General features: G+C 39.0%; 15 protein-coding genes and 3 tRNA genes. 12 read left to right on the top strand and 6 right to left on the bottom strand.

Features of this window, described 5'->3' with window-relative positions; translation table 11 throughout:
• Positions 1–3: 3 nt before the first annotated feature.
• Positions 4–642, bottom strand: coding sequence for an L-threonylcarbamoyladenylate synthase (locus IPG37_00950; GenBank protein QQR53978.1), 639 nt, complete (start codon positions 640–642; stop codon positions 4–6).
• Between the two features lie 217 nt (positions 643–859).
• On the opposite strand from IPG37_00950, the gene IPG37_00945 reads away from it, so the two are divergent.
• The 4 genes from IPG37_00945 to IPG37_00930 all read left to right on the top strand — a co-directional run bounded on the left by IPG37_00945 (position 860) and on the right by IPG37_00930 (position 5,284).
• Positions 860–2,290, top strand: coding sequence for a hypothetical protein (locus IPG37_00945; GenBank protein QQR53977.1), 1,431 nt, complete (start codon positions 860–862; stop codon positions 2,288–2,290).
• A 293-nt stretch (positions 2,291–2,583) separates the two neighbouring features.
• The gene (locus IPG37_00940; GenBank protein QQR53976.1) at positions 2,584–3,363 is read left to right on the top strand and encodes a F0F1 ATP synthase subunit A; all 780 of its coding nucleotides are present in this window, start codon (positions 2,584–2,586) and stop codon (positions 3,361–3,363) included.
• 22 nt (positions 3,364–3,385) lie between these two features.
• A complete protein-coding gene (locus tag IPG37_00935) occupies positions 3,386–4,345 on the top strand; it encodes a hypothetical protein (protein QQR53975.1) in 960 nt (319 codons plus the stop codon).
• 30 nt (positions 4,346–4,375) lie between these two features.
• Entirely contained in the window at positions 4,376–5,284 is a 909-nt protein-coding gene (locus IPG37_00930) for a cysteine synthase family protein (GenBank protein ID QQR53974.1), read from the top strand.
• Positions 5,285–5,312: 28 nt separating this feature from the next.
• On the opposite strand, the gene IPG37_00925 is transcribed toward IPG37_00930, so the two are convergent.
• On the bottom strand, positions 5,313–7,022 hold the full coding sequence (locus IPG37_00925) for a hypothetical protein (protein QQR53973.1): 1,710 nt from the start codon (positions 7,020–7,022) through the stop codon (positions 5,313–5,315).
• Between the two features lie 238 nt (positions 7,023–7,260).
• Between IPG37_00925 and IPG37_00920 the strand changes: the two genes are divergently transcribed.
• The 8 genes from IPG37_00920 to IPG37_00885 all read left to right on the top strand — a co-directional run bounded on the left by IPG37_00920 (position 7,261) and on the right by IPG37_00885 (position 11,616).
• The gene (locus IPG37_00920) at positions 7,261–7,629 is read left to right on the top strand and encodes a hypothetical protein (protein ID QQR53972.1); all 369 of its coding nucleotides are present in this window, start codon (positions 7,261–7,263) and stop codon (positions 7,627–7,629) included.
• 108 nt (positions 7,630–7,737) lie between these two features.
• Positions 7,738–9,015 (top strand): UDP-N-acetylglucosamine 1-carboxyvinyltransferase, encoded by a 1,278-nt coding sequence (murA, locus tag IPG37_00915; protein ID QQR53971.1) that lies wholly within the window; start codon positions 7,738–7,740, stop codon positions 9,013–9,015.
• 180 nt (positions 9,016–9,195) lie between these two features.
• A complete protein-coding gene (locus IPG37_00910; GenBank protein QQR53970.1) occupies positions 9,196–10,044 on the top strand; it encodes a hypothetical protein in 849 nt (282 codons plus the stop codon).
• 69 nt (positions 10,045–10,113) lie between these two features.
• Positions 10,114–10,905: a rod shape-determining protein MreC gene (locus tag IPG37_00905; protein QQR53969.1), complete on the top strand. Its 792-nt coding sequence runs from the start codon at positions 10,114–10,116 to the stop codon at positions 10,903–10,905.
• Positions 10,906–10,983: 78 nt separating this feature from the next.
• A tRNA-Val gene (locus tag IPG37_00900) sits at positions 10,984–11,058 on the top strand.
• A gap of 9 nt (positions 11,059–11,067) precedes the next feature.
• Positions 11,068–11,142: transfer RNA gene (locus tag IPG37_00895), tRNA-Asn, on the top strand.
• Positions 11,143–11,153: 11 nt separating this feature from the next.
• Positions 11,154–11,230: transfer RNA gene (locus IPG37_00890), tRNA-Asp, on the top strand.
• Positions 11,231–11,265: 35 nt separating this feature from the next.
• The gene (locus IPG37_00885; GenBank protein ID QQR53968.1) at positions 11,266–11,616 is read left to right on the top strand and encodes a hypothetical protein; all 351 of its coding nucleotides are present in this window, start codon (positions 11,266–11,268) and stop codon (positions 11,614–11,616) included.
• A gap of 46 nt (positions 11,617–11,662) precedes the next feature.
• Here IPG37_00885 and IPG37_00880 read toward each other — a convergent pair whose 3' ends face one another.
• From IPG37_00880 to IPG37_00865, 4 genes are all read right to left on the bottom strand, one after another.
• Positions 11,663–12,271, bottom strand: a complete 609-nt coding sequence (locus tag IPG37_00880) for a hypothetical protein (protein ID QQR53967.1) — start codon at positions 12,269–12,271, stop codon at positions 11,663–11,665.
• Positions 12,272–12,387: 116 nt separating this feature from the next.
• A complete protein-coding gene (locus tag IPG37_00875) occupies positions 12,388–13,155 on the bottom strand; it encodes a hypothetical protein (protein ID QQR53966.1) in 768 nt (255 codons plus the stop codon).
• Between the two features lie 203 nt (positions 13,156–13,358).
• A complete protein-coding gene (gene gatA / locus IPG37_00870) occupies positions 13,359–14,801 on the bottom strand; it encodes an Asp-tRNA(Asn)/Glu-tRNA(Gln) amidotransferase subunit GatA (protein ID QQR53965.1) in 1,443 nt (480 codons plus the stop codon).
• Positions 14,802–14,816: 15 nt separating this feature from the next.
• Positions 14,817–15,101: a hypothetical protein gene (locus IPG37_00865; GenBank protein QQR53964.1), complete on the bottom strand. Its 285-nt coding sequence runs from the start codon at positions 15,099–15,101 to the stop codon at positions 14,817–14,819.
• Between the last annotated feature and the right edge of the window lie 28 nt (positions 15,102–15,129).

The following is a 15,129-nucleotide window of genomic DNA, read 5'->3' as shown; positions in this document are numbered from 1 at the left end:
TATTCACTTTTCGCACCCTTGTATTGCCATAGCGTATTTTTTTAACAAAGCCGCTGAATCAAAGGCTCCAGCTCTTACAATCACACATTGTCCGTCTTTATATTCTATTATTGTTGATGGAATATTCTTTTTTTCAATGCCATCATCCATAACCACCGCTTCAACTTGCTCAATAATAACAGGATCTATATCAATAATATTGTCCGGAGTAGGACTATTGCTGATATTTGCACTGGTCGAAAAAAGGGGTCCGCACCTATGCATTACTCTCAGAAGCCCTGCATGATCGGGCATACGAAGTGCGATTTTTTGCTCATTTCCCACATAAAAAGAGGCTATTCCACTTTTTGCTGGCATAATAACTGAAATAGGCCCTGGCCATATCTGTTCCAAAAAAGGCAAAAGACGATCTTGTACCGCCCGATCAACAAAAAGCTCAAGCTCATTCATTGAATCTATTAAGATAATATAAGGTTTATCATCCCTTCGTTTAATACTATTAAGTCTAGCCCTGCCTTGCGGCGTCGCAGCAGACATTAACCCCAAAACGGTATCTGTTGAGCCCAAAAAAACTTTATTTTCAACTATTTTCTGATACAAAAACGTATTTACTTCATGAGACTTCCAAGATAAAAAATACATAAAGAGCCTTTTTTTGTAATTTAAGTTGTTTAAATCAATTCAAAATTTCTTGTTTGACATTTTTGCCTTTAATGATATAATTACAATTAATCATACTCTCCAAATAAGTCTTTTTAAAGCTTTCTTTTAATTTTAATATTAAAAAAAGCCTGATAAAGGGGGAGCAGAAGAAAAAGTTTTAGAACAATAAAAACAGTTAACTGATGGGATTAAATCAATGAAATCAACAAACATACAAAAGCAGTTGGTCCAAAAAGATTCGCTTTTAGGTGGAAAACAGAAAAACTATAGTGAGATCGTTGAATTTCTCGACGCTCACTGGAACGTGAATACAAAAGAAAAAAGTCTAGCGACAGCCAAACAGTTGGATAAAGCGCTCGGAAATATTTCACAAACAACCAATATCATTGCGGTCGCAGGGAGTAATGGCAAAAGTCTAACTGCACATTTTGCAAGTCGATTACTTGCAGCAGAAGGCCTTTCTGTGGGTATATTGTATGCGCCACACATCTTAACTTACAATGAACGATTTGTTATAAAAGACGAAATGATATCAAACAAGGCATTTACCGACCTTGCAAATGAAGTCATTTCAACGGCTGAAGAACTCAAGCTTGACATCGATACTGATGTTATTTTAACCATGATGAGTCTCCTTCATTTTAAACTCAATAAAGTCGATGTTGCAATTATTGAAGTAGCAAATGCATTTGTTAACAATATTATGACTATTTGTAATCCAAAATTGGTGGCAATAACACGCGTTTCAGATCCTGACCTTGATCAAGTGGTACTCCAGGTTAAAGATTTCATTGAATATATTATGAACCTTGCAAAAGAGAAAACATTTATTGTGTCTGCCGATCAAAACAAATCGAACTTACAATACATGCAAGAACTAGCAAAACAGAAGGGCGCGGTGTGGGTCATGCCGATCCGCAAACTGGCATCACTGTCCTATCCATTTGAACAGTTACATGGCCGTTGTGCAGGACTTGCAGAACGCATAGCCTACCTTTATGTTAATGAATGCTTAGACAATGCTATGGATAGCTCAGATACCAGTATTTTAGCAAAACAAAAAGTACAACGTGGCCGACCAACGTTAGAAGCCAAGAGAATGGCCGAATTAAATCCTAAAAAGACGGTTGATCAATTTTGGAAAGACACGGTTAACGATATGCCTGGTCGTTTTCAGTTATTGGACAAAGATAAACCAACCATTTTACTTGATAATGCCTCTAATGTTGATGCCCTCAAAAACATCTTACTTGGTGTGAGATTATTACATTATCAACGTCCATTAAAAGGCTTATCGATTATTTTAGGGTTTACCACGGTTTCAGAACTTGAACTTGAAGAAATATTGCGTGTTTTACGTTATTTCTTTAAAAAGACTTCAGGCCAAGTTATTGTGTGCCCTGTCGAAGCTTTACCAGGTCACAAATACGACGCATCGTTTAACCATGAAACCTTAACTAACAATATAAAAAGCATGAAAATTAAGGCTCGTGCAGCACAAAATTTTAAGGAAGCATTTCAGCTTGCTCAAAGCAGTGTTGATGAGAAATACGGTTTGGTACTGATTACTGGTTCTTCTTCTATAGTCGCTGAATATTGGAAGTTCAAAGGTATTAAAAAAATTTAGAACTTTACCATGATTAATTCTCCAGCGCTTAATTACGCCCTTGAACTTGCATTTTATTGTGGTGCTGGATTACTAGCTGGAACTTTGTATGGACTCTTGTTTATTGAAAAATATACAAGAGTCTTTCTTTTTTCTCTAAAAAAAAAGACCTATATTGCTTTGTTTCTGATAAGGTATATAGTACTATTATGGTTGTTACGTGTTGTTATGTATTGCACTATAGTTGATTCTATTATTGTGGTCATAATGTTCCTTGCAGCCTTTTGGTACATGCTTTTACACAGAGAAAGACAATGATTAATGTAAGTTTAACAGCAGATCATTTTTGGGATTTAAGTTCACTCTTAGGGGTGGAAAAAAATAATCTATTATTAGTTAATAGCACAACAGTACTGCATACCTGGGTTATAATGGGTCTGCTTTTTCTATCCATTCTTGTGATAAAACTAATCTCAAGACACAATACATTTGTCTATAACTGTATCATGGGTGTAGTTGCCTTTCTATGCGATACAGTTGAACAATCGATAGGCTTTTTTACACCTATGCATATCTGCTTTGTAGGATCATTATTTATTTTTATTTTAAGCTGCAACATTGCACCCATCATCCCTTGGCTTGAAGAGCCAACGCAAGACCTTAATACTACGTTAGCTTTAGGCTTGAGTGGATTTTTTTACACTCAAATTGCCGCTATACGTTCAATGGGCTTGTGGCACTATATAAAAACAGAATTTTTTAGCCCTTTGTGGCTTTTTCCTTTGCATTTGATAGGCAAATTTACTTCAGTTTTATCTGTTTCTTTACGTCTTTTTGGCAACATCCTTGGCGGAGCCATTATTTCAAAGATTTATAGCTCAGCTGCATTACAGTATATAACCGTGTTAGATGTTTCAAAGTTTTTCATTGTGAATAGTTTTTTCAAAATTATAGCTACAAGTTGTGCGTTGTTAATGAGTTTAGTGTTGACCATATGTTTTACAATCCTTGAAGGTTTCTTGCAGGCATTTGTATTTACTATCTTGTCGTTAACCTATTTATCGATAGCAATTAGGCATGAATCAGAATCTTGATAGAGTATAAAGGATTGCACACATGTCATATCAATCTGAATTTATTCATTACATTACCATAGCATTAGCCGTAGGTGTAACCGCATTGGGTGTTGCCTTTGGACAAGGAATCACAAGCCGTTCTGCGTTAAAAGCAATTCGCAGACAACCGGAAGCACGCAACGATATTATGAAAGCAGCAATCATCGGTGTTGCACTTATCGAAACGGCATCAGTCATTGGCATCTTCGTCTCTATCATTTTATTAATGGCTGCAAAACCAAAACCAATCACCCTCTATGCGGACGTCAGTTCCATAGGCATAGCATTAGCAGTATGCGCAACTGGACTGGTGCTCGGAATCGCTTCATCATTACCCGCACAAGCAGCCTTTGAATCAATTGCCCGACAACCCTTCTGGAGTAAACGCATTACCTCTTTTATGATTATGACACAAGCATTAACACAGATGCCCATCATTGCAGGACTGGTCGTTGCAATCTTTATAAGAAATCAGGCAATCGTTGCATCTTCTATCGCTGACGCATTACGCCTCATTGCCGCTGGCTTGGTCATTGGTATCGGCAGTATTGGACCGGCAATTGGACTTGCAGTATTTGCAAAACAGGCATGTATGAGCATTGGCATCAATCCACAGGCATACAAAAAGCTGCTTTCATTTACTATCATCAGTCAAGCGGTCATTGAAACACCAATTATATTTTCACTCGTTATTGCAATGACTCTACTTTTTGTTGTACCTGCGCAAGAGACATCCTTGTTAAAAGGTATTGCCTACGTGTCCGCCGCATTATGCACAGGCTTGGGAACATTTGGCCCAGGAATCAGTTCCGGTATGACCGCAGCTTCTGCATGCAAAACAATGGCATCTAACCCAGAGCAATCAGAAGTTATTTCACGATTATCGCTGGTTGCACAAAGTATGATTGAAACATGTACTGTATATGCCATTGTTAACTCAATTATGCTTATTCTATTTTAACCTTCTCATCATCGAAAAAAAGGAGCAATGATGCTGAATTCACTTCTGGATGCCATTGGCAATACACCATTGGTACGATTATCGACAGAAAACACTATTGATATCTACGCAAAACTCGAATATTGCAACCCTGGCGGTAGCGTCAAAGACCGTTCAGCACTGTACATGATCGAGTACGCGGAAAAAAAAGGACTTTTAAAGCCGGGCGGAACGATAGTTGATGCATCTTCAGGTAATCATGGAGTCGCCGTTGCCATGATCGGTGCTATCAAAGGCTATCCAGTCATTATTACCGTTTCAGAAAAGATCAGCACTGAAAAATTAGAAACGATCAAAGCATACGGAGCCAAGGTAGTGGTCTGCCCCGCAACCTCTTTTATTGATGATCCGCAGGGATATCACTCGGTCGCTCGTCGCATCGCGGCGGAAACACCCGGATCGTTTATGCCTGATCAATATTTCAATATCGTCAATGCCAAAGCACATTATGCATTATTGGGACCAGAACTATGGCGTCAAACCAACGGCAGAATAACCCATTTTTTTGCAGCAGCAGGCACCGGAGGCACCGTCAGTGGCGCAGGCCGCTATCTGAAAGAACAGAATCCTGCGATTAAAGTAATTGCACTGGACGCACAGACCTCATTTTATTCAAGCAAAGGCAACCCAAAACCATATAAAATTGAAGGAATGGGAATAGATTTTGTTTCGCCAGTCATGGATTATTCGATCGTTGACGAGATTATTCCTGTTGCAGACGAGGATGCCTTGGTAATGCTCAAACTGTTGCCAAAAAAGTATGGCATTTTAGCGGGCATGAGCAGCGGAGCAGTAGCATACGGTGCGTTGCACTATTGCCAAAACCTACCAAAAGACTCACTTGCAGTTATGATTTTTGGTGATTCTGGCAGAGCATATCTTTCTAAAAATCTTTTTTAAACCCAGTATAGATACTGTTTGCAGTTTTTTATCTGTTTTTTTGTGCTTGCTTTTTTTGTTCATTGAACCATTCCAACTGATCCTCAGGAGACATAGCGTAAAAGCCTGACCCTGAAGCAACTTTTTGTTCTTTTAACATTTTTTTTAATAGCAGATAAGCTTCCTCTGTCAAATTATTCCTTGTTTTAAATTCTTCCAATTCTTTCACAGCAGCATGATCAAAGAAATGGTCATCATTCTCAACCACTTGCTCACCAAAGCCCACTCCAATCGTTATGCGCTCTTCCTTTGCTTTCCGATTTTTTTGGGCTAATGCTTCTTTTTGCTGTCTTTGCAATTCGATTAGCGCTCGTCCTTCTTGTTCTTTTCGATTTTCCTCTGCTAGCTTCATTTTCCACTGAATGTTTTCATTATTTTGAACTTCTGCTTCGCTTTTAATTTTTTGGGTTAAGTCTGCTTGATCCTGAGCTCTTGAAATTGATGTAATCGATATCTGTTTGACACCCCGAAAAAATTCATAGAAAAAACCTGAATCCGGCTTAAATAATAGATGTAATCTTTCTTGATCTCCCCACGATCCTATCAATAGATTGTTGTCAGCATACTTTTGTAAAACAATCTGCTTACCTAGCACATCTTGCAAATGATCACTAAAATCTACATAAGCTTCACTCTCCATATTTTTGCAATAAAACTTAACCTGTTGTTGTTGCACTTGGATTGCAATCAAAGCATCCTTGACGTGCTGCCTCTCTGAATCAATAAAACGTATTTTTCTTTCAGAACAGGCTTTCGCTTTGACATGATAACCATCCTTTTTTTTGCACACAACCGCCCATTCTGCCTTATTTCTATAATCAATTATAAAGGGAACATCTGTACCATCAACGGGGACATCTTCAATCGTACACAGCTCTTCAGTTGCTGTTTGTTTTAATAGCTCAGAAGACAAGAGGTTAAAAATGTCATTAACTATCATTTTTTTTACTGTAAACGTACAATAGTCAGTTTTGAACTTTCTGTAGGGCACAATAGAACTTTCATTTTTTGCATCTGTATTACCTTTATTCACCTGTGCATAAATAATGTATGAATCTCCCTCTTCTTGCCCAACTGATAAAAGATATGCATCTTCTATTTTACTACGAGAGTCACTTAGTTTTTCACATTGTCTTGTTTTAGAATCTGATAATGCATTACGCAATCTATTTCCCAAAGACATCTCTTCAATAAAAAGCTCGTGATCACAAAAGGCTTTTTGAAAAACAAAATGAATAGTAGGCCAACTACTCGCAACAACAAAAACAGTTTGCTTATCACGCGAGTGCAAAAGTTCCAACCTGTACGGTTTTGAATTACAAATGGACGCTGTAATCTCATTGCCCATTATTAATTGATTATCACTATTGACAGTAACCAAAGTTCTATCTAAATTTTTTACAAACAAAATGGGACGATGCTTGATGGCAAACTCAGGCTTTTGCGCTTTACTAAAAACCCGAGAATCACCAATTATTTCAGAATCTGTAAATAAAAACAGGCCACTCTTTTCTGTCAGTATATCAAAACCATTGTTATCATTTGGCCTGCACTGTTTTATATTCACGGCCTTCTTTAAAAATTTTGAATCTGTTATCAAGACCGGTTGCGTATTACTTTCGCCTGTCCGGATCATTTGAACACACGAAACTAGCATCAAAACAGATAATCCAGATCGCACACCATTTTTATTGCTCATCTTAACCTACTTTTCACTCGATATACCTTGTGCAAACTATCTCAATGAACCTTTTTAAATCAAGAAAATAGAGTTTTCATACTTATCAAAGGCCTAAAGTACTCCTTTTCACCTGCTTCAAGGCTCATAAGGCGCAGGATAGCCATTTTTCAATATTTAATTGACAAATATAAAATTAATGATATGATTGTAAATAGATGAGGTTATAGAAGTAAATACTATAAAAATGGAGATTATCATGAAGAATTTTATAAAGCTATCACTACTACTCAACCTTATAACTATCGGCACACAGGCTAATCCTCTTGTTAATGCCTTGAGCTATACCGGAGGAAAATTTGGATCAGGATTAATGAAATTATCATGCAATATGTTCTTTTTACCATTTAGACTTGCACAATGGTCATTCAAAAAGCCAACTCGTGCATTTGGATTTGGCTTCATGGGAGCAACAGGATCTGCTATGGCTACTTTGAACCCTGAGCAACGGTCTGAAGTCAAAAATATCTATCAAAATGCATTGCAACATCGCTTCAACCAAGTGGACATAATGAAAAATACAGCTGAAGCTTTTTTAAAAAAAAACAATATCTTGAATCATGAATAACTGAAAATCTGATTTTCATAAAAAATTAAAAAAGGGGGGCATCCCCCTTTTTTTTATACCCTTTTCTTATATACTGACACCAGTTCATCATTTATCTGTAAACAGCGCATGAATCGATCATTTTTTTCAATCACACACTCCCCAAAACTCGAAGGCACGGTGACCGTGTCAGGTTCGAAAAATGCAAGCATGGTCATGCTCATATCTTCAATATTGGCAAAAGGAACGTCTGTGTTTCGCAACGTACCTGCAATTGCTGACATCATAGAAATCTGCAAACTTTTGACAAACGTAGGCGCACAGGTCGTACATGATCCAACTCACTCAACTGTAATCATCAATACGGAGCACATAACATCTACTGCCCTTTCGTATGAACAGATGAAAACAACACGAGCTTCAATTCTTTTGCTTGGACCCCTTTTGGCACGGTTTGGTTACGCACAGTTAGGATTTCCAGGAGGCGACAGCATTGGAGCGCGTCCTATTGACCTACATATTTCGGCTTTACAAAAACTTGGGGTAATCACCAATACCTATCCAACCTACATTCAGGCTCAAACAAACAAACTTTGCCCAGCACGAATCGTACTGGCCTACCCGAGTGTAGGAGCTACGGAAAACTGCCTCATGGCAGCAACGCTTGCAACAGGAACAACAACCATTATTAATGCTGCAATCGAACCAGAAGTAATTGATTTGATACGTCTTTTACAAAAAATGGGTGCACATATTGCCATTGAAGCCCCAGCAACTATAAAAATTAATGGTGTCAAACAGTTAGTACCCGTCGAATATACGATCATGCCTGATAGACTTGAGGCGGGAGCATTACTCATTGCAGCTGGAATGACACAGGGCGATATTACGGTAACCAATATAAAACCAGACCTATTGGACGTCCCTTTGCTAAAACTAGAAGAGATGGGGTTTGCACTAACGTATACTCACGGAAAGCCTGGCGTACGAATCAAAGCAACCAGCAGGCCAAAAGCCATTTCAATCAAAACTGGACCATATCCACAGTTTCCTACTGACCTGCAAGCGCCAATGATGGCATTATGCACGATTGCAAAGGGCACGAGTATTATTGACGAAACAGTCTTTGAAAATCGGATGAAACATGCAAGCGAGTTACATCGAATGGGCGCATCAATAAACGTAAGCCACAATAACAAAGCTGTCATCAATGGCGCTGACGAACTTAGCGGAACTTCCGTTGCCGGAGAGGATATCAGAGCAGTCTGCGCACTGGTACTTGCAGGCCTTGCAGCAGAAGGAAATACACACGTCTATGGCGTAGCGCATTGGAAACGGGGATTTGAAAAGCTCGATCAAAGTTTAAACTCAGTTGGTGCTTCAATGACACTTGTCGAAAAAGCTTAAAAACAGGCACTAAAAATCAAAACGCCCTATTTATCATATACAGTTAGAACACCAACTAACTGACTACTAAACTGCATGAATCACGCATATACTATTTTTCTTATTTTTGCAGTTTATTGAAAAATTGATATTTATTTTTTTATGATAATACTGTTTATATTAAATTAGTATTTCATAAAAATGTGCGCTAAGAAAAAAAATCTCTACCATTATCTTATTTTTTTGAGCTTCTTAAGCCTTTCACAGCTGCAATTTTGTAAATCAAAAGATTATGTTGCCCGACGAATTAACGGAGCAAAAAAACAGCGCGCAGCTCAAACAAACTATATATCAGGATTTATTACCAGCTGCGGACAGAACATTTTTTTGTTACATAAAAATCTTTTCCATCTGGATACACTCAAGGTTGCGGCCCCCATTATTCCAGCAGTTCTGACCTCCTATTATTTTGACGATAAAATACAATCTCATTTTTATGATCCTACACATCACAAAAATATACATCAAACTCCTTTTTGGTTACACAGAGCTGCACAACATGCAACAGGACCAACCATTGCATTTCTTTTTTTACAAGGGCTATTTTCGACCAATAAAGATTTAAACTATACAAGCCACATCATGCTCATTGGTGTACCCATCTTAAATTTTATGAACCAGTTCATCAAAAAACTTGACCTCGATATCTGCCGCAGGCCATGGCATGAAGATTTCAGTCGTCACAAAAGGTCTCTCGGAGGTTTTCCGTCAGGTCATCTTTCTCACGCAACCTATCTGGCGGTTTTATACGGAGTACGACATGGATACAAATACGCACTACCGCTAAGCTGTATGTCATGTTTCATCGGAACTATCTTTTTGGTAAACAACAGACATTATCTTTCCCAACTCTGCGCAGGAGTAGGCTTTGGAGCTGCTTACGGACTTGCTGCAAACAAAGTAGTCGATTATCATCTTGAAGAATCAGTTACCATTCAACCGCAATACAGTGATAACCAGATAGGGCTGAAAGTTTCCTGGCAATTTTGATCTTCATTTGTTTTTTCATAGGTACCATGTACTCTTTGAAAGTAGGTATGTTGTAAAGAAAGCTCTGCAATGCAGCAAGGACAACCAAAAAATTTACTGCGCTCAAGCTTATTATTACTCTGTTTCATTTTTTTCTTGCGGACAGCTCCTTTTTTTAACAGCGTATTTGCCTATCTATCATCTATCTTGATCTATCCATTACTATTTGTATCACAGGTCTATTCATTCTTCTTTTTACCACTCTTACTTTACATGAGCGACTTTAATCAGCTACAAAACCGCATACTTATTTTAACACAAGAACGCGATAAAGCTGTCAAAGAGCTGGTAGAACTGAAAGCAACTCTCAGTTACACAAAACAGACCGAACTTCTGAGACTTTCTGCATCTTTATACGACCACACCAACCTGGTAGCAATTGGAGGTATCATGATGCGCTCTTTATTAAAAAATGAACAGTTTTTTCTCATTGATGCCGGCATGAACATGAAAGTTGAAACCGACATGCTCGTGGTACATGAACGCTGTTTAGTAGGAAAAATTACCGAGGTCTATCCATTTTACAGCAAAGCAGCGCTTATTACCGATCAAAACTGCAAACTAGCCGTTTTTGTTGGAACTGAACAAACAGGTGCATTATACGAAGTAGATGACCAGCTAGGACCTCATCTTTCGTATATTGAACAACCTGAGCTGATTCAAAATGGTGACCTTGTCATTTCCAGCGGCCAAGGGGCCATTTTTCCCTATGGATTTGCGATCGGAACGGTGGTTAAAAACAAACAGGGATCATCATATTCTCTTAAACTGTTTACGGATTTGAAAAACCTTCGTTACTGTGCTATTCTTTCAAGAAAATAAAGATGTATTTATTTTTTATTTTTTTTGACATTCACCTCAAATTAATTTAAAATTTGGGACATTAGTAGTTTTTGTAAGGGGCGGTTAGCTCAGCGGTAGAGCATCAGTCTTACAAACTGGGGGTCGTAGGTTCGATCCCTACACCGCCCACCAAATACACGTTCCTCGGTAGCTCAGAGGCAGAGCAAACGACTGTTAATCGTTGGGTCGCAGGTTCGAATCCTGCCCGGGGAGCCAACAATTATTCTGGGGCTGTAGCTCAGTTGGTTAGAGCGTCCGCCTGTCACGCGGAAGGCCGCGAGTTCGAGTCTCGTCAGCCCCGCCATCTTATAATCGGTGGCAAAAAAAAGAGCGTAACATATGAAGTGTCTATTTTTTATCTTCACTTTATTTTTTTCTGATTTCTGTTTTTCAATGAAGAATGAACATATTAATCTGAGCACCGCACTTCAAAAAGATTTTGCACAGATGATCTATAGTGAAAAAACAACCGTAGCCGATGTTAAACATTTTATTCACACTCAGACCAGATCACCTGTAAAGCAACAGACATTGTACGCGCTTGTCCCTATCTGGTGGTCTTGCGGTTATTTAAACTACAGAAGTAAGCCATTAAAAAATAACGAGAAAATAGGCAAAATAGCCGACCAACACCAGACAGACCAGTTCATAATGTGGCTAACGTCAAAAAAACGACGCAATCATCGATAAGCGAGATGTGATAAATATGAACACATACTTTTAAAAATAAGTGCTTCTAACTTCGTTTAGTTTTTTTAGTTTGGTAATGTTGGTGACAGTCCTGGCATTCCCAGTGGTGGACACTTTTGTTCGAAGCTTTTGACCAGCCAAACAATTGAAAGAATGGTAAAAATAAACTCCATAGACCGCCAGATGAAGTCTTGTGCTGCCTAGAAGTTGGTTTTGTCATACCCGTTAGCCCATTTCTTGATATACTACTGTTGCCACTTATTGTTGATTGTTCCCTGGTGTCCTCCTGTGTAAAAACATGGATGTCTGCACGATGCAATTTACGACTATTCCAAAATTCTCTAACCTCACGTAGTTTGACTTGCCCACTTGCTTCTAAGGCGTTTTTCATTTGATCGGTATAGACTACACAATCACCTTTTGGAAAAGGATAATGCTGCACATTTGCCAAATCTATCGATTTTTTTTCAAAAATCGCACGCACGGGCTCATCAAGTAGAATCAAACGCCCATAATAAACATTTCTATTACCTTGTCTTTGCGCTCTCGCATATCGATCTTGCTTAACAGACTCAACTTTGGGAGCCTCAGCTCTACCAAACTCAACATAACTGATACAAAAAATAAACAGAAAAAAACATTTACCAAAATTCATTCATCATCCTTCTTAAAAAACGGTTCAATAGATTGACAGACTCATTGTTATAACAATCCTGCCCATCATTATCTCTCCAATTTTAAAAGGCAATACATGAACAAAGTGGCAACGCTTTATTCTTCGGGAAGCTTTACAATGTCATCCTTGACGCTTACGTTCGATTGAAATTTTGCACCTGGCTTATACTTACGCTCATTATGAAAAGACGCGGAGTGGTGCCACTGTCCATAGAAAGCATTCTTTAATAGTGCTTGGAACCATGCAAAGAAACTAAGTTGAAGAAATGGTTTTTGTTTTTCATTCTTTGTCTGATTTACTTTAAAAACATACACATCTTCATCTTCCTGAGCCACCAGTTGGCCATGTTCTTTTAAGAGATTTGCTTCATTACCATTTTTAGGTAGGAGGAAATGAGCTACATTGCTCTCAGCTCTTTGTATTTTGTACTTCTCTTTCAAGAGCGACACCGCCTTCTTTAATGAAGCTTCATCATTACCCTGAAAAACTACATAAAGCTGATCACTCGTTGAATCAACAGGCCGCATCTGATTAGTAACTGGTGGCATAGGTACAAGGCCAGACCTTAAGGCCTCGCTGTACCCGGCTCTCGCTTGCGCTTTTAAAAGGTCTTGTACCTCTTCTGGCCACCGAGGATCTTTTATAAAACCCTTTGCAGGTTTGCCTGAACGCTCCTTCTCTAACTCAGATATAGGAATATAAAAAACCACCTTATTGCGGCACAATACCTCAACAACCACATGAGGAAGGGGCCTGCGATGCACCGACAATTGGACCGCCAGCGGTTGGTCAGTAATCACACTCAAATTTTCAATAAACCAAACCAGAAATCCGAATAAAAAAAATTTCTTTATGTTATTCATACATCAATACCTTTGATTTACCATTCCATATGTAACATATTGTATCATGTACAAAAAAAAAGTAAATGGTTTTGCATTATTATTCAAAACAAAATAGAATAATTCTATAATAGAATATAAAGAACAAAGCAAAAGTTACACAGCCGGCTTTACATGCTGCAAAAACCAGTCACCCATCACACTAAACCCAATTACAACCATACTTATACCAAAGACGGTCTTTTGCTGTGCCAATCGGTATGTTTTTGATAATAGTGCGCAACCTGCAGCATACGCTCATCGTCAAGATGACTTGCCAGCAGCTGGAACCCGATCGGCAGACCCGATTTTGTAAATCCACATGGCAACGAAACCGCTGGAATACCAAGCAAGTTTGCAGGACAGGTGAAATAGTCCTGAAGGTCCATCTGCAGCTTGTTCATCTCAAAAGCGCCGAATTTGAATGCTGGAACTGAGCTTGTTGGCATGATAACCATATCAACTTCGTTTGCAAAAGCCTGTTTCACTTCATGACGCATTAGTCGCACCACACGACGGGCATTTTCGTAAAACTGACCTGCATGCCCTGCAGACAGAACATAGTTTCCCACCATAATTCGTTTGCGAACTTCAGCACCAAAGCCTTCGTAGCGCGTTTTTTGATACATATTAGCAATGCCATGCGTATCTTTTGCACGATGACCGTAGCGCACACCGTCAAAACGAGCCAGATTTGATGCTGCCTCTGCTCGGCTGATAATAAAATAGGTTGCAGCTCCGTAATCAAGCGTTGAAAGCTTGATACGTTTGATAACCGCACCTTTTGATTCATAAAACTTTGCAGCATTTTCAACGGCGGCAGCAATTTCAGGGTCCATGCCTTCAGCCTGCAGTGTATTTTCAACAATGCCAATCTTCAAACCTGCAACCTCACATGAATCGATATTTTGTGCATAGTCTTTTGGTTGTACCTGCAACGAAGAGGAATCATGTTCATCAACACCAGCCAAAACCGACAGTACAACCGCCACATCTTCTGCTGAACGTGCAAAAATTCCCGCCTGATCAAGTGAAGAACCGTATGCAACAAGGCCATAACGTGAAATAAGACCATACGTTGGTTTGTATCCCACAATATTACAAAAACCGGCAGGTTGCCTGACCGATCCGCCCGTTTCTGTTCCTAATGCAAAAGGCGTATACCCAGCAGCAACCGCGACTGCCGAACCACCGCTTGAGCCACCAGGCACTCGCGATACATCCCAAGGATTTTTTGTTTTTGCAAAGGCTGAAGTTTCGGTTGAACTGCCCATTGCAAACTCATCCATATTTGCACGACCTACAAAGGTAACCCCCGCCTTTTTGAGTCGTTTAGTGACGGTTGCATCGTATGGTGCTTTGTAATTTTTTAAGATATTTGAACCGCATGATGCGATTTTTCCTTGTATACAGATATTGTCTTTCAAAACACCCGGAATGCCTGAGAGCATATTTTTATGATCAAACCCAAATGATTCATACTCAAAATCTTCAAGCAGTGCTTGCAATTCTGAATTAAACTGTTTTACACGTCCTTTATAAAAATCAAATAGCTCTTGTGCAGAGATTTTTTTAGCATCCAACAGAGTACGCAACTCTTTTATTGAACAGTACGCTAGATCTTTCATGTATTTTTCCCATTTTTATTGTTGATCAAGAATAAGCGGCACCACAAAATATCCGGTTGCGGCATCAACGCCTTGACCTTCTATGATGATATTATCAGCCTTTTTGACCTCATCTGGACGGCAAACATTAAAAGTTACCGGCAGGGTATCAGGTGCATCGCCCGTAAGTTGCGCAACCCGCTCCGCATAACTTAAAACTGCTTCAAGCTCACCTGCTAAAGAATCTGCCTCAGCGTCAGAAACAGAAATCTGAGAAATCGCAGCAATCTTTAAAACTTCTTCTTTTGATATTTTAATCATAGTTAATCTCGCAGCATATTTTTTTAAA

The sequence above is a fragment of the bacterium genome (assembly GCA_016699125.1).
GTDB lineage: Bacteria > Babelota > Babeliae > Babelales > Vermiphilaceae > AWTP1-30.
Note: the sequence above shows the minus strand (reverse complement) of the source record. Positions and strands in the feature narration are given on the sequence as shown.

What these genes read in the sequence shown, in the direction of transcription:
- IPG37_00950 (QQR53978.1), bottom strand. Translation starts at nt 642, where the DNA reads ATGTATTTTTTATCTTGGAAGTCTCATGAAGTAAATACGTTTTTGTAT.
- IPG37_00945 (QQR53977.1), top strand. Translation starts at nt 860, where the DNA reads ATGAAATCAACAAACATACAAAAGCAGTTGGTCCAAAAAGATTCGCTT.
- IPG37_00940 (QQR53976.1), top strand. Translation starts at nt 2,584, where the DNA reads ATGATTAATGTAAGTTTAACAGCAGATCATTTTTGGGATTTAAGTTCA.
- IPG37_00935 (QQR53975.1), top strand. Translation starts at nt 3,386, where the DNA reads ATGTCATATCAATCTGAATTTATTCATTACATTACCATAGCATTAGCC.
- IPG37_00930 (QQR53974.1), top strand. Translation starts at nt 4,376, where the DNA reads ATGCTGAATTCACTTCTGGATGCCATTGGCAATACACCATTGGTACGA.
- IPG37_00925 (QQR53973.1), bottom strand. Translation starts at nt 7,022, where the DNA reads ATGAGCAATAAAAATGGTGTGCGATCTGGATTATCTGTTTTGATGCTA.
- IPG37_00920 (QQR53972.1), top strand. Translation starts at nt 7,261, where the DNA reads ATGAAGAATTTTATAAAGCTATCACTACTACTCAACCTTATAACTATC.
- murA (QQR53971.1), top strand. Translation starts at nt 7,738, where the DNA reads ATGAATCGATCATTTTTTTCAATCACACACTCCCCAAAACTCGAAGGC.
- IPG37_00910 (QQR53970.1), top strand. Translation starts at nt 9,196, where the DNA reads ATGTGCGCTAAGAAAAAAAATCTCTACCATTATCTTATTTTTTTGAGC.
- IPG37_00905 (QQR53969.1), top strand. Translation starts at nt 10,114, where the DNA reads ATGCAGCAAGGACAACCAAAAAATTTACTGCGCTCAAGCTTATTATTA.
- IPG37_00885 (QQR53968.1), top strand. Translation starts at nt 11,266, where the DNA reads ATGAAGTGTCTATTTTTTATCTTCACTTTATTTTTTTCTGATTTCTGT.
- IPG37_00880 (QQR53967.1), bottom strand. Translation starts at nt 12,271, where the DNA reads ATGAATTTTGGTAAATGTTTTTTTCTGTTTATTTTTTGTATCAGTTAT.
- IPG37_00875 (QQR53966.1), bottom strand. Translation starts at nt 13,155, where the DNA reads ATGAATAACATAAAGAAATTTTTTTTATTCGGATTTCTGGTTTGGTTT.
- gatA (QQR53965.1), bottom strand. Translation starts at nt 14,801, where the DNA reads ATGAAAGATCTAGCGTACTGTTCAATAAAAGAGTTGCGTACTCTGTTG.
- IPG37_00865 (QQR53964.1), bottom strand. Translation starts at nt 15,101, where the DNA reads ATGATTAAAATATCAAAAGAAGAAGTTTTAAAGATTGCTGCGATTTCT.